Annotated in this window: 12 protein-coding genes; 6 read left to right on the top strand and 6 right to left on the bottom strand. The window is 42.4% G+C overall.

Features of this window, described 5'->3' with window-relative positions:
- Nucleotides 1-133: 133 nt before the first annotated feature.
- The gene (locus IAR63_RS14340) at nucleotides 134-787 is read right to left on the bottom strand and encodes an L-threonylcarbamoyladenylate synthase (RefSeq protein ID WP_187705735.1); all 654 of its coding nucleotides are present in this window, start codon (nucleotides 785-787) and stop codon (nucleotides 134-136) included.
- A gap of 142 nt (nucleotides 788-929) precedes the next feature.
- Here IAR63_RS14340 and larC point away from each other — a divergent pair, with 142 nt between their 5' ends.
- Nucleotides 930-2,246, top strand: coding sequence for a nickel pincer cofactor biosynthesis protein LarC (larC, locus tag IAR63_RS14335; RefSeq protein WP_187705734.1), 1,317 nt, complete (start codon nucleotides 930-932; stop codon nucleotides 2,244-2,246).
- A gap of 27 nt (nucleotides 2,247-2,273) precedes the next feature.
- Nucleotides 2,274-2,738, top strand: coding sequence for an SRPBCC family protein (locus IAR63_RS14330; RefSeq protein ID WP_187705733.1), 465 nt, complete (start codon nucleotides 2,274-2,276; stop codon nucleotides 2,736-2,738).
- 6 nt (nucleotides 2,739-2,744) lie between these two features.
- Here the strand turns inward: IAR63_RS14330 and IAR63_RS14325 are convergent, their stop codons facing one another.
- The gene (locus tag IAR63_RS14325; RefSeq protein WP_187705732.1) at nucleotides 2,745-4,016 is read right to left on the bottom strand and encodes a tRNA nucleotidyltransferase/poly(A) polymerase-related protein; all 1,272 of its coding nucleotides are present in this window, start codon (nucleotides 4,014-4,016) and stop codon (nucleotides 2,745-2,747) included.
- Between the two features lie 105 nt (nucleotides 4,017-4,121).
- Between IAR63_RS14325 and IAR63_RS14320 the strand changes: the two genes are divergently transcribed.
- Nucleotides 4,122-4,370, top strand: coding sequence for a Ycf34 family protein (locus IAR63_RS14320; protein WP_096543609.1), 249 nt, complete (start codon nucleotides 4,122-4,124; stop codon nucleotides 4,368-4,370).
- Between the two features lie 67 nt (nucleotides 4,371-4,437).
- Nucleotides 4,438-5,109 carry a tRNA (adenosine(37)-N6)-threonylcarbamoyltransferase complex dimerization subunit type 1 TsaB gene (gene tsaB / locus IAR63_RS14315; RefSeq protein ID WP_235678284.1) on the top strand — a complete coding sequence of 224 codons (672 nt, stop codon included), beginning with the start codon at nucleotides 4,438-4,440 and terminating at the stop codon, nucleotides 5,107-5,109.
- Here tsaB and purM read toward each other — a convergent pair.
- Nucleotides 5,106-6,137, bottom strand: coding sequence for a phosphoribosylformylglycinamidine cyclo-ligase (gene purM, locus IAR63_RS14310; protein WP_187705731.1), 1,032 nt, complete (start codon nucleotides 6,135-6,137; stop codon nucleotides 5,106-5,108). The genes tsaB and purM overlap by 4 nt on opposite strands.
- Nucleotides 6,138-6,189: 52 nt before the next feature.
- A complete protein-coding gene (locus tag IAR63_RS14305) occupies nucleotides 6,190-6,396 on the bottom strand; it encodes a hypothetical protein (RefSeq protein ID WP_187705730.1) in 207 nt (68 codons plus the stop codon).
- A 208-nt stretch (nucleotides 6,397-6,604) separates the two neighbouring features.
- On the opposite strand from IAR63_RS14305, the gene pruA reads away from it, so the two are divergent.
- Nucleotides 6,605-9,577 carry an L-glutamate gamma-semialdehyde dehydrogenase gene (pruA, locus tag IAR63_RS14300; protein WP_187705729.1) on the top strand — a complete coding sequence of 991 codons (2,973 nt, stop codon included), beginning with the start codon at nucleotides 6,605-6,607 and terminating at the stop codon, nucleotides 9,575-9,577.
- Nucleotides 9,578-9,711: 134 nt separating this feature from the next.
- On the opposite strand, the gene IAR63_RS14295 is transcribed toward pruA, so the two are convergent.
- Complete coding sequence (locus IAR63_RS14295) at nucleotides 9,712-11,205, bottom strand: DEAD/DEAH box helicase (RefSeq protein WP_187705728.1); 1,494 nt, start codon at nucleotides 11,203-11,205, stop codon at nucleotides 9,712-9,714.
- Nucleotides 11,206-11,275: 70 nt separating this feature from the next.
- Nucleotides 11,276-12,595, bottom strand: a complete 1,320-nt coding sequence (gene rimO / locus IAR63_RS14290) for a 30S ribosomal protein S12 methylthiotransferase RimO (RefSeq protein WP_187705727.1) — start codon at nucleotides 12,593-12,595, stop codon at nucleotides 11,276-11,278.
- Between the two features lie 687 nt (nucleotides 12,596-13,282).
- Between rimO and btpA the strand changes: the two genes are divergently transcribed.
- Nucleotides 13,283-14,095: a photosystem I biogenesis protein BtpA gene (gene btpA / locus IAR63_RS14285; RefSeq protein ID WP_187705726.1), complete on the top strand. Its 813-nt coding sequence runs from the start codon at nucleotides 13,283-13,285 to the stop codon at nucleotides 14,093-14,095.
- Nucleotides 14,096-14,097 lie beyond the last annotated feature (2 nt).

Genomic DNA, 14,097 nt, shown 5'->3' with positions numbered 1-14,097 from the left:
TTCTTTGCGGATAGTCTTGATGTGTGTTACCGTGAAGTATTAAAGCTGTATTTTCTGAATTGAGCATTTTTTGGTGCAATAGTATCAAAGTAATAGTCAAAATGAGGATCATCTATTGAAATTGGCAAGGTGATTATATCCAAGCTGCTACTGCTTCCCAACCCATTCCCTTTCTTGTCACAACAGGTTGATTATCCGTCAAGTCTAAAATAGTAGATACCTGATTCTTAGGTTCCTCACCTGTGTCTATAATAATATCTACCAAGCTATCTAAACGGTCAAACAGGTCCATCTTAGATGGGGGTGTATCAGTATCTACCTTTGGGTCATCCATGTGGTGGAGGGGTAAATGTGCCGAAGTAGAGATAATGGGATTCCCCAAAGATTCCAGTAAGGCCAAACACAGGTGGTGATTTGGTACTCGAATCCCCGTGGTTTTACGCTTAGGATTTTGTACCAGTCGCGGTACTAACTTGGTAGCAGGCAACAAAAAAGTGTAGGGGCCTGGTATCAAGGATTTCATAATCCGATAGGCTATATCGCTGACAAAGGCATAAGTAGCTACACGAGAAAGAGAAGGACATAGGAAGGTTAATGGTTTATCATTGGCCAACCGCTTAATTTTCTTAACTCTTTCTACAGCTGACTTGGCATTTAAATCGCAACCGATGGCATAAACCGTATCAGTAGGATAAAGCATAACAGCACCACCAGAAAGTGCCAACCTTATATCCTCTATCCGACGATTTTGTGGGTTATCAGGATGAATTTCCAAAATTCTAGCCATAAGCTAATAAATGGGTGAAAGATTAATTTCCAACTTAAACATCATTGCTACCTATGACCCCTCCATGACCATAAGATCAGTAGAATTTAACTTACAGTTTAAACAGAAACACAAAAAAACGATTAATCATTATTAGCATTTTATGAGTAAAATTGCCTATTTTCAATGTCCTACGGGAATATCTGGTGATATGTGTTTGGGCGCTTTCGTAAGTTTAGGTGTTCCTGTCAACTATTTATTGGAAAAACTTGGGGGTTTGGGGATTGACCAGGAATATGAATTGGAAAGCGAGTTAGTTCATCGTCAAACTCAACAAGCTACTAAAATTCATGTTAACCTAACCAACCACCATCATGATCACGATCATAATCACCATCATCACCATGGTCGTCATCTACCAGAAATAGAAAAGATGATCCTCGCAGCTAATCTACCCACAAGAGCAGCTGACTGGAGTTTAGCTGTATTCCGCCAATTAGCAGTAGCAGAAGGCGCAGTACATGGCATTGCACCGGAAAAAGTTCACTTTCATGAAGTTGGTGCTGTTGACGCGATTGTAGATATTGTGGGAACCTGTTTGAGCTTGGATTGGTTAGGAATAGACAGTGATCAAACTGGGCTACCCTTAGTCTATTGTTCAGCCTTTCCTACGGGGGGGGGAACGGTCAAAGCTGCTCATGGTAGAATGCCAGTCCCCGTACCCGCAGTGTTAAAGTTATGGGAAATGACCAATTGTCCCGTCTATAGTAATGGTATTGACAGAGAATTAGTTACACCAACAGGAGCAGCGATCGCCACTACTTTGGCGAGGAGTTTTGGTTCGCCCCCACCCATGGTGCTGAAGCAGGTGGGATTGGGTGCTGGTTCTCTGGACTTACCCATTCCTAATATACTACGCATTTGGCTAGGTGAAACTTCCCCGGATCATTTACATATTCATAAGTTACACGTGAATGATGCTGATCCTCATGGAGAAAGGGAAGAGACAATTTGTGTTTTAGAGACCCAAATAGATGATTTGAGTCCCCAAGCTATAGGTTATGTTTTTGAAGCTTTGTTTGCTGCTGGTGCGGTAGATGTGTTTACCCAATCTATAGGTATGAAAAAATCACGTCCGGGAATTTTACTAACTGCAATTTGTCATCCGGAAAATCTGACTGGTTGTCAGGAGGTGATATTTAGGGAAACTACCACCTTGGGTATTCGTTATACTACTCAACAACGCCGTGTTTTAGAAAGAGATATGCAAACCGTGCAAACTCCCTATGGTCAAGTTGCTGTGAAGGTAGCTTGGCAAGGTAAAAAGTCACAAAAGGTCATTACTAATGTACAACCTGAATATGAAGACTGTGCTAATCTAGCTAGACAGCATCATCTCCCTTGGCGTGAAATCCAACGATTGGCTTTATATCACTGGTATATAGACCATCCCCAGGAATCACTCAGCTCACCATCCTAAATTGTGGCACAAGCTATATTTTTAAAAATGACCCAACTTTTACAACAGTCAATTGAAATTAATGCTCCTGCTACACTAGTAGAACAATGTTTGACAGACTTGAATTTAATGCACCAATGGTTAAATCCTCTGCTCTGTTGTGAACCCCTGGGGGAGGTTTGGTCCACAGAAATTGGCAGTCGCAGTCGTTTTATGATCCAAATTCCAGGAATTAAACCCACTCTCAATGTGGTGGTCATTGACAGACAACCAGGACTTATCGTCTGGGGTTTTAAGGGTTTCTTCCAAGGGAGCGATCGCTGGGAATGCCAACCTTTGAGTCAAGGTACATTACTGATTAATTCCTTTGAATTTAAAATACCCAATCCCATTATCAGTTGGGGATTTAACACTTTTGCTGCATCCTGGACTCAATCGGATATGCGGTCACAGTTAGTCCGGTTTAAAAATGTTGCCGAAGGATTAGCCAAGTCTCCCAAATATGCTCTATGATGTCTATCACTTTTCTATTAGTTTTCTAGCTAGTGCTAGTGCCCCCTGGGAATTATTTACCTTACCCTCAGCTTGAGCAATGGCAATTTCCTGCAAGATTTCTCCCACCAGTGGTGAGGGTGGGATATTTAGTGCTATAATCAGCTCCTTACCAGTCACCAACGGTGATGGGTAGGCCACCAAATCATCAGGGTTCAAATAACGTTTAACTAGGGGTCTATACAATTCTAAACTACGCTTCTGGAACTTGGTGTTTAACATATCCTGTGCTAAAGCTAGAACCATTGTAGAGCTAAAAACAACCCCTACCTCCCTAAACCAAAAGTACTGTTCTCGCAGGGACATGCTACTTGCTTGTTTCATCTGCGGGAATAGTCGCAGGGCGGTAATAATACTACGAATCTCCACTCGACTGTATGTCATTTCCCCCAGCTCCTGTTCTGCTATCTCAGGAGCAGGATTTACTAAACACCCCAGTTTAGCAATATCCAACCATCTGGTTTTCATAGAATCCCGAATGGGTTTTTCTAGCTGTTCCCCCAGTTCTGACCAATTTTCGCCTATTGCTTGAACCGCTGGATCTACTGCAATTAGTTTATCTACACTTTCTCTGGTTGCATAAATAAAAAATTGACCTAATAACCCATCCTCCCATGCGGTTTTTAGCCAAAATGTCCCTACAGCACTTTGCAAAAGATGACCAACCTCTGTTCTAATTCTTTCAGACGCAACTTGACAAAAAATTGAAGATAAGTTGCGAATAGTTGCTTGAGTATGAGGTTCAATGACAAAATTTAATTGGGCAGCTTGACGATAAGCACGCATTAAACGCAAAGGGTCATCTTGGAGATTTTGGGGAGATATCATCCGCAAGAGACCACTTTCTATGTCTTTACAACCACCCAGAGGATCCATAAGTTCTTGAGTATAGGGATTATAGGCGATCGCATTAATGGTAAAGTCTCTCCGGTGTAAATCAGTTAGTAAACTCTCTCCATCCTGTTGGGCAAAATCCACTGTTCCCTGGGGAAATACCACCCGGGCAATATTTCTCTTACCATCCAACAGCACAAAACCAGCTCCATAATTTTGGGCGATCGCCCGAGCAACTTTTACCGCATTCTCTGGTATGATGAAGTCTAGATCTAAATAGTCTTGACTTCTACCCAAAATCCCATCCCGCACTGCACCACCCACCATATAAGCTGGTGTAGGTAGCATCTCCAAGCTAAAGGGCCAATTTTTGGGATCTAAACGAGCAGCAATTGAGTCATTCATTATTTATCCAAAAAAGTATGAGCGGCAAATTAGTCTATATTGCTATTCCACCTGCTAAAACTATATGATATAGCTACATATCTAACCTTAGAGTAGGAGTTGGTCATGTGTATTTGCGTTAACTGTCACTACGTAGACCGTTGTGTTACCTACAATGCGGTAGAAAATCAACACCAACAACCACACTTAAATGAAAATCCCGACTTTAATGCCCAGGAACCTTCCATAAATGTTAATATTCGTACTAAAGGAGAAATTATTGAGATGGAATGGGATGTGGTAGGTTGTCTGAGTTTTAAACCAGAAATGGGTAAATGGGCATCATTACGTCCGGGTGAATTAGTACCCACCTAAAATTAGTGCATATTATTTCAGTTTACCAACTTAATGTTAACTGCTGTCAATTACTGCTAATAACATCTTGAACAATCACCAAAAAACTAGACAAGACCAAAAATACGCTTTAGGAATACACACTACTACACCAGAATTAGGTTTGGTAATGAGTAACTTTGTGGATGACACACGATTTCAGGTGTGGAATTTGGGACGTGATGTATCCAGTCATATTCATCAATATCTAGTGGATTTCATCCTACCCCAAAGCTGGCCAGATCTACAGTTAATTGCAGTAGCTAAAGGACCTGGAGGGTTTACCGGTACTCGCATTGGTGTGGTTATAGCACGGACCCTAGGACAGCAGTTGAGCGTTCCAGTTTTAGCTATATCCACCTTAGCAGCAGTAGCATGGCACGAAAAGAATCAAAATCCCCAATTACCAGACACTATTGCTGTAGAAATGCCAGCACAGCGAGGGAAGGTATTTGGGGCGATTTATCAGATTAATGCTGAAAATCCTGGGATGAAAACCCTATTAGCAGACCAGGTGTTCACCCTGGAAGCATGGCAAGAAACCCTAAATGGTTTGCCCAATAATTACCCAGTTGAATATGAACTAATTAGAGCTACATCAAATTTAGGAGTAACGGTAACCAGCATTTTACAATTAGCTTATTTAGATTGGCAAGAAGGTAAAAACAGTCATTGGTCCGATTCCCTACCCTACTACGGTCAACATCCTGTGGATAGCTAAGAATCAAAAAGACCAATTAATTCACCAGTTCCCTCCACAACCTCACCAATAGTAAAAGCAGGAATATGCTGAGATTGGAAATGAGTAATTGCTTGTTGTGCTTGTGTGGGAGGTAAAATCAACACAAAACCCAAACCCATATTAAAAGTATTGTACATAGCTTCTGCACCTACCGATCCAAAATCGGCCAACCATTTGAATATGGGGGGAATTGGCCAACTACCTGGATGAATTTTCACAGCTTGATTAGCTCCTAAGCACCTAGGCAAATTTTCTGGTAAACCTCCACCAGTGATGTGGGCCATACCGTGGATTTCCAAACCCTGGTGCAGAGCTGATAAAACAGACTTAACATAAATGCGAGTAGGGGTGAGAAAAATAGAACCTAAAGTTTTTCCATGGAACAACTGTGGAGTGTGGTCCCAAGCAAAACCACCATCACTAATAATCTTCCGGACTAAACTCACACCATTACTGTGAATACCAGAACTAGCTAGACCTATGGCCAGATCGCCAACTTGCACCTGGGAACCATCTAACATTTTGCTTTTTTCCACAATTCCCACACAGAAACCAGCTAGGTCATATTCACCCACCTGGTAGAAACCTGGCATTTCAGCTGTTTCTCCCCCCAATAGAGCAGCACCAGCCAATTTACAACCTTGAGCTATTCCTGACACCACCTGAGTTAACTGCTCTCCTTCTAGTTTACCAGTAGCCACATAATCTAGAAAAAATAGTGGTTCTGCTCCCGAGGTGAGCACATCATTAACACACATAGCCACCAAATCAATACCCACGGTGTGGTGACAATTGAGGATTTGGGCAATTTTTAGCTTTGTGCCCACACCATCCGTACCAGACACCAATACAGGTTCGCGATAACCTGTGGGGAGTTGAAAACATCCACTAAAACCGCCCAAACCACCTAAAACTTCTGGCCTAAAGGTACTGTGAACTAAATTGCGAATTTGTCCCACAAAAGCTCTACCCGCTTCCACATCCACACCTGCATCCCGATAATCCATGACTGTAATGTTAACCTTCCGTTTTTTTTCTATCCATCATTCTATAAAATCACTAGAAAACCTCGTCCTCTATTCCTTTCCACCATTCTCCTAAATTCATCATATCTTGGTGAATGTCTGCTAGTTCTTGTATGTAGACTTCCGTAGATATGTTATGCCGTCGCTCCTGTAGTTTTTTTAACCTGAGTTGCACTAATAACCACGGTTTAGTAATACTATCGGTTAGTTCTAAATATCTAGCTAGTTGTTGACTGTTCATTGGCGGATTTTTAGATTACAGTATTAAGTGGGTGGGTGGAATTAAATATAAGATGAACATAGGTTGGGTTGAAGTATGAAACCCAACACCCGCATGGGTTAACCCATCCTACAAATAATTGTGCCTCCCTACTTATATTTAGAATAATTGGCGATCGCCTCTTTTAAATTATAGGTAGTAATTCCAGTAATATCTTATTATCACATTTATGGCATTAAAAACACAAAACGACAATTACGAAGTTAAAACCCAAGAAATTGCCCAGCAGATTCTCGCTAACACCCAGGAAAGTCGTTCCTTTTTTGCTGCTTTACGGGATCAAATGCGATGGGATGACAAGCTGTTAGGGTGGACCATGGGTAATCCTGGGTTGCGGGTGCAATTGTTTCGTTTTATAGACACTTTACCTGCGCTCCATAGCAAAGTGGAAATTGCCTCCCATTTACAGGAGTATTTGGGTGATGATTCAGTGGAATTACCCCCAGCATTAAAAAGCTTGTTAAATTTTGCCTACCCAGATTCCATGCCAGGTCAGGTAGCTGCTACCACTGTGGAGACAGCAGTGCAAACTCTGGCACATAAATATATTTCTGGAGAGAATATCCAACAGGTAATTAAGACCGTGGAAAGACTCAGAAAAGAAAAAATGGCCTTCACCATTGATTTACTTGGGGAAGCAGTTATTACAGAAATAGAAGCACAGTCTTATTTAGAAAAATATTTAGAATTGATGCAGCATTTAGTAGAAGCATCAAAAAAATGGCAGCACATACCTATTATTGACGAAGCTGATGGAGAAATACTGCCCAAAGTACAGGTTTCAGTGAAATTAACCGCCTTTTATTCCCAGTTTGATCCTTTAAATGCTGAAGGGAGTGAAGCAAAGGTAAGCGAGCGGATTCGGATTTTGCTGCGTCGATCGCGGGAATTGGGAGCAGCAGTACATTTTGATATGGAGCAGTATGCCTATAAAGATATAACTTTGAAAATTCTGAAAAAGCTATTATTAGAAGAGGAATTTCGTCAACGTACAGACATTGGCATAACTATTCAAGCCTATTTACGTGACAGTAAGGAGGATGTACAAGGGGTAATTGACTGGTTGAAACAAAGAGGTTATCCCTTAACCATTAGATTGGTAAAAGGTGCCTATTGGGATCAGGAAACTATTAAGGCTGCTCAAAAACATTGGGACCAACCAGTTTACAATGATAAAGTAGCTACGGATGCTAACTTTGAAGCCATAACCCAGCTTCTTTTAGAAAATCATCAATACGTTTATTCTGCTCTAGGTAGTCACAACGTCAGATCCCAAGCTCGGGCCATAGCCATTGCAGAAAGTCTCAAAGTTCCACGACGCTGCTTTGAAATGCAAGTTTTGTATGGCATGGGCGATAAAATTGCTAAAGCGTTAGTAGATAAAGGGTATAGAGTGCGAGTCTATTGTCCCTACGGTGATTTATTACCGGGGATGGCCTATCTAATTCGCAGATTGTTGGAGAATACGGCTAATAGTTCCTTTTTAAGGCAAAATCTGGAAAATCGTCCGGTTGCTGAATTGTTAGCTCCTCCCATAGTGGAAGAAACCCCCAGTCGAGAAAACCCAACAGAGGATTTTATAGGTGCTGCGGATATAGATTATGCTGAGGAGCAAAAACGGGAAGATTCCCGATTGGCTTTTGAGCAGGTACGTCAACAATTGGGAAAAACCTATTTACCCCTGATTAATGGAGAATACGTTAACACAACAACTATTATAGACTCCTTAAATCCTTCCGATTTTAGTCAGGTAGTGGGCAAAATTGGCTTGATTAGTGTGGAACAAGCTGAGGAAGCAATGAAAGCAGCTCAAGCTGCTTTCCCCCATTGGCAAAAAACACCTGTGCCACAGCGAGCTGACATTTTACGTCGAGCGGCAAATTTAATGGAAATCAGACGAGCTGAATTGGCAGCATGGATTGTATTGGAAGTTGGTAAACCTGTTAAAGAAGCTGATGCAGAAGTTTCCGAAGCTATAGATTTTTGCCGTTATTATGCTCAGGAAATGGAACGTCTGGATGGGGGAGTAGTTTATGATGTTGCTGGAGAAACCAACCGTTATATTTACCAACCCAAGGGAATTGCTGTGGTCATCTCCCCCTGGAACTTTCCCCTAGCGATCGCTTGTGGTATGACCGTTGCTGCTCTGGTTGCGGGAAATTGCACTTTGCTCAAACCAGCAGAAACCTCTTCTGTGATTACCGCCAAGTTTACACAAATCCTCCTAGAAGCGGGAATCCCCAAAGGTGTTTTTCAATATGTGCCCGGAAAGGGCTCTCAAGTGGGCGCTCACCTAGTCAATCATCCCCAAACCCATGTAATTGCTTTTACGGGATCTCAGGAAGTGGGATGTAGAATTTATGCGGAAGCCGCCATTGTTAAACCTGGACAAAAACATCTTAAAAAGGTAATTGCCGAAATGGGAGGTAAGAATGCCATTATTGTAGATGAAAGTGCGGATCTAGACCAAGCAGTGGTAGGAGTAGTTCAGTCCGCTTTTGGTTATAGTGGTCAAAAGTGTTCCGCCTGCTCTAGAGTGATTGTATTGCAACCTATATATGAAACGTTTCTAAATAGATTAATTGAAGCAACCAAGTCCTTAAATATTGGTGCAGCAGAACTACCCAGTACCCAGGTTGGTCCAGTGATTGATGGTCAAGCTAAAACCCGGATTTTAGAATATATAGAGATGGGCAAAAAAGAAGCCAAATTGGTTTTACAGTTGGAGTCCCCATCTCAAGGGTACTTTGTTGGGCCCGTAATTTTTGCTGACGTTCCTCCCCAAGGAGCGATCGCCCAACAGGAGATATTTGGTCCGGTTTTATCAGTAATTCCTGCGCCAGATTTTGATCGAGCGGTAGAAATTGCCAATTCAACCAACTATGCTTTAACGGGGGGTATTTATTCCCGCACCCCTTCCCATATTGAACAAGCAAAGAGGGAACTGGAAGTGGGAAATTTGTATATTAACAGGAATATTACCGGTGCCATTGTAGCTCGTCAACCATTTGGTGGGTTTAAACTTTCTGGTGTGGGTTCCAAAGCAGGTGGTCCTGATTATTTATTACAGTTTTTAGAGCCAAGAACCATAACCGAGAACATTCAACGTCAGGGTTTTGCTCCCATAGAAGGAGCAGATTAATAGGTAGATTAGGACTACTGTTAAAATAGACTTACAAAGGTAAACAGAACTTATTATACCAAAATGCAAACTACCAAATTGGGTCGCAGCTTGAGCCAGGTGTTCTGGCTCAATCTATAACCTACATTGTGGCCCTAATTGCTGGGACTAACCGATGGTTCCCGACGTCTCAGTTTAGGTTTGGGTGTGGGTTTACCTTCATCACCATAATCAGATTTAGACCAAGAACGACCACGACCTGGTCCCGTACCATCACTGCTATCACGTCGTTTGTTGATTTTTGGCTTGGGTGTGGGCTCTTCCACAGGAATATCTACTCCATTTTGTAACCAAGCAGGACGGGTCTGGTCATAGGCCAATTGCAAAGCTGCTGCTGCAATAGCCTGGGCATCATATTTTTCCGTCAATTCACTAATGATGGGAAGGAAGGAAGCTAATCTTTCCCCAGCTAGAGCTTCGGAAACCTGCTCTTTCAACTTCTGAATGTGTTTAGCTTCGATTTGGGCTCTGGTAGGAATTGACAATACTTGCCAGTTTTGGCGATTGTGACGTTCAAAAGCCTGTTGCTTTCTTCTTTCAAAGGGTTGCACCAGTGATATTGCTGTTCCTTCTTTACCAGCACGTCCCGTTCTCCCAATCCGGTGCACGTAGGTTTCTACGCTATCTGGTAGGTCAAAGTTAATCACGTGGGAAAGTAGGTCAACATCTAACCCCCGCGCAGCAATATCTGTTGCTACTACCCATCTTACTTGACGATTGCGGAACCGGGTTAATAATCTTTCCCTAGCTTGTTGAGATAAATCTCCGTGGTATTCATCTACACTGTGACCAGCGGACTGCAATTGATTTGTCAGCTCCGCAGCAGTACGACGAGTACGCACGAAAATCAAGGCTGTTTCCGGATCTTCCATCTCCAGAATTGGTTGTAGGGCTTTAGCCTTAGTCCAGTGTCTGGGTATTAAATAGGCTACTTGATTAATTTTAGTAGGTGTAGCTTTGGGTTGCTCCACGGTCACTGTGACGGGAGAATTGAGAAACTTATTCACCAATTGGCGAATAGAGGGTGGCATGGTGGCTGAAAAAAGCGCAGTTTGACGATCCTGGGGTGCTTGGGAGAGAATTTTGATCACATCATCAATAAATCCCATGCTTAACATTTCGTCCGCTTCGTCTAAAACAAACCATTTTACTTGGTCAAGTTTTAAACTACCTCGTTCCAAAAGGTCAATTACCCTTCCTGGGGTTCCCACTACTACATGTACGCCCCGTTTTAATTGGATCATTTGTCGGTCAATGGATTGACCACCATAAATGGCTAATACTCGCAGCTCACTATCACCCATAAACTGGGAAATGGCATCATGAACTTGCATTGCTAATTCACGAGTGGGAGTTAACACTAAAGCCTGTACTGCTCTCTTGTTAGGATCTAGTCTCTCTAATATAGGCAGGGAAAAAGCCGCTGTTTTACCTGTACCAGTCTGAGATTGACCCACCACGTCCCTTCCCGCTAATAATTGGGGAATAGCTTGGGTCTGGATGTTGGTCGGTGTGGTAAACCCCATGTTTTCTAAGTGGGTCGCACGTTCTGGGGAAATGCCTAGTTCTTGAAAGGTAATACTACTCATTAATTCTCCTAAATTTTATTCTGAGTTGTGGATCTCTATTTAGATCTGTATTTGTATTTGCACTCCGTTCCTATGCCATGACCACTTCACCGTATAGATCATAAGCATCCGCAGTGGTGATTTTCACAGGCACTATTGTTCCTAAGCTGGCTTTCCCCTGAACATACACTTGACCATCTACTTCCGGGGCAAATCTGTCGGAACGTCCTATTAAATCCCCCGTTTGGGGATTTTCTTGTTCAATTAGGACATCAACTATTTTTCCTACCTGCTGGCAATTTTTGTGCAGGGAAATGGGCTGTTGCATTTCCATAAGTTGATTCCGTCTTTCTACCATCAATTCCTGTGGTAATTGATTTGGTAGGTTATACGCTGGAGTACCCTCTTCCGGTGAAAATGTGAAAACTCCCAAATGATCAAATTGATGTCGCTCGGTAAACTCCAACAAATGATCAAAATGCTCTTGTGTCTCCCCAGGAAACCCAACTATAAATGTTGTCCTCAACACTGCTTCTGGTAGCGCGGTTTTTATCCGCTCAATAATTCCATCATTGACTCTACCTTGCCAAGGACGATTCATGGCACGCAGTATTTCAGGATGGGAATGTTGTAAGGGTAAATCTAAGTAGGGAAGGAAATTCGTCGTTTCTTGAATTGCCTTAATCACATCCGGTGTTATTCCTGTGGGATAGGCGTAGTGCATTCTTACCCAGGGAATATCTACTTCCCCCAAGGCCCGAATTAACTCGGCCAATTTAGGTTGACCATAAATGTCTAACCCGTAGTTGGTCGTAATCTGGGAAATCAAAATTAGCTCCTTGACTCCCTGCGCTCCTAGTTGCTTGGCTTCCCCTACTATTGATTCAATAGTACGCGATCGCTGATTACCTCTTAAATGGGGAATAATACAAAACGCACAACCATAATCACAGCCTTCAGCAACTCTAAGATAAGCTACTCCCTCTGTGGTCGTTCTATAGCGGGGCGTATTTTCGTCCGCTATATATGTGGGGTCAACACTAATTTGTTTGACTCGCTCTCCCTTCTCTACCCGCTCAAGCACATTCACTATCTTGTGGTAGTCCCCAGTCCCTACTACCGCTACCGCTTCTGGTAACTCCTCTAATAGTTGTTCTTGAAAGTGCTGGGCCATACAACCAGCAATTACTACCTTTTTGTTGGCCTCCGCTAACTCCACTAGGGTTCTCACTGATTCTTCCCTGGCAGCTTGAATGAAACTACAGGTATTTACTATCACATAGTCTGCTAGATCCTCGTTCGTATCCACACTATATCCCGCTTCTACCAGCAGTCCTAGTATGTGTTCTGTGTCTATTCGGTTTTTCTCGCAGCCTAGGTGTGAAATGGCAATTGTTGGCTTATCACCCATATCTTGAATATATCTTCACTTTTTTCGTTAACACAAGTTCATGGACACCTTCCTTGCACCTTAAATCCGCATTGAACACTCTCTTTTATATCTATCTCTAGATCTCTAGTTCATGCTCGTCACGGTCTAACCCCATTCATACTTGATGATTGAGGTTATGTTATGATGTTTTTGTTATTTTGTTTCCTCGGGTAAATTCTGGTGTCTTTGGGTAGTTAGGACACTCTTCATATTTTTTAACGATTCGCTTAATGGTATTTTACAAAACCTTAGCGTGCGCGTTGTTAATTTACCCATCGGGAAGCCGCCCCAAGGGCTGTTTTTGAGAAGTTGCTACCCTCCGGGAAATCGCCAAGGCGACTAAACCCATCAAGCAGTTCCACGACCTGGTTCCTAGCATTGTGCTGTATATTACATACAGTCATGTACTGAAAAATCAGGACATTTGTCTTGCATTTTTTGAGTGGCAAGCTCCTCTTATAGCCAAGTTTTATCTTAACATATCTTATGAAAGGTTTAACAGCAATTTACATCTTGAGCATGAGGAGATTTTTTAATTTCTGAATAATACGCCAAAACACATCAAGACAATGACCGGTTAAATCTGGTGGAGAACGTACAGGAAGGGTGACTCCCCCTAAACTTCCCCATCCCTGGATTGAAGAATGCTCTAGTCAAATTAAAAACGTGAACTTATATAAACTATTCAAAACTCGTAAACCCATTATTGGTGTGGTTCATTTGTTACCTTTACCCACATCAGCCCGTTGGGGAGGTAGTCTGAAAGCAGTAATTGACCGCGCTGAACAGGAAGCTACCGCCCTGGCCAGTGGTGGTGTGGATGCTTTAATTGTAGAAAATTTTTTCGACGCCCCCTTTACTAAAAATCACGTTGATCCTGCTGTGGTTAGTGCTATGACCCTAGCAGTGCAGAGAATTCAAAATCTGGTCACTTTGCCTCTGGGTTTAAATGTTTTAAGAAACGATGCGGAAAGTGCTATGGCGATAGCCAGTTGTGTAAAGGCTGAATTTATTCGTGTTAATGTTTTGACCGGTGTTATGGATACGGATCAAGGATTAATAGAAGGAAGGGCACACCAGTTACTCCGTTATCGTCGAGAATTAGGTTCCGATGTGAAAATTCTGGCTGATGTATTAGTTAAACATGCTCGTCCCCTAAGTCATCCTCATCTGAGTGTGGCTATTAAAGACACCATAGAACGGGGTTTGGCTGATGGGGTGATTTTATCGGGTTTGGAAACTGGTAGTCCTCCCAGCTTGGAGGATTTAAAATTGGCTAGCAGGGTTGCTGCTACTACTCCAGTATTTATCGGTAGCGGTGCCAATTGGGAAAATATTGGTACTCTTATGCCAGTAGTGGATGGAGTCATTGTTTCCAGCTCTCTCAAACGTCATGGTCAAATCTCTCAACCCATTGATCCTACCCGTGTGAGTCAATTTGTAGAAGCTGCTCATAGAAGCATCACCACAAAAATTTAATT

The sequence above is a fragment of the Cylindrospermopsis curvispora GIHE-G1 genome (assembly GCF_014489415.1).
Taxonomy (GTDB): Bacteria; Cyanobacteriota; Cyanobacteriia; order Cyanobacteriales; family Nostocaceae; genus Raphidiopsis; species Raphidiopsis curvispora_A.
Note: the sequence above shows the minus strand (reverse complement) of the source record. Positions and strands in the feature narration are given on the sequence as shown.

Bases quoted from the DNA above. Each gene is read 5' to 3' on its own strand.
- larC (WP_187705734.1), top strand. From the start codon at position 930: ATGAGTAAAATTGCCTATTTTCAATGTCCTACGGGAATATCTGGTGAT.
- IAR63_RS14325 (WP_187705732.1), bottom strand. From the start codon at position 4,016: ATGAATGACTCAATTGCTGCTCGTTTAGATCCCAAAAATTGGCCCTTT.
- IAR63_RS14320 (WP_096543609.1), top strand. From the start codon at position 4,122: ATGTGTATTTGCGTTAACTGTCACTACGTAGACCGTTGTGTTACCTAC.
- pruA (WP_187705729.1), top strand. From the start codon at position 6,605: ATGGCATTAAAAACACAAAACGACAATTACGAAGTTAAAACCCAAGAA.
- IAR63_RS14295 (WP_187705728.1), bottom strand. From the start codon at position 11,205: ATGAGTAGTATTACCTTTCAAGAACTAGGCATTTCCCCAGAACGTGCG.
- IAR63_RS14330 (WP_187705733.1), top strand. From the start codon at position 2,274: ATGACCCAACTTTTACAACAGTCAATTGAAATTAATGCTCCTGCTACA.
- rimO (WP_187705727.1), bottom strand. From the start codon at position 12,595: ATGGGTGATAAGCCAACAATTGCCATTTCACACCTAGGCTGCGAGAAA.
- IAR63_RS14340 (WP_187705735.1), bottom strand. From the start codon at position 787: ATGGCTAGAATTTTGGAAATTCATCCTGATAACCCACAAAATCGTCGG.
- IAR63_RS14305 (WP_187705730.1), bottom strand. From the start codon at position 6,396: ATGAACAGTCAACAACTAGCTAGATATTTAGAACTAACCGATAGTATT.
- purM (WP_187705731.1), bottom strand. From the start codon at position 6,137: ATGGATTATCGGGATGCAGGTGTGGATGTGGAAGCGGGTAGAGCTTTT.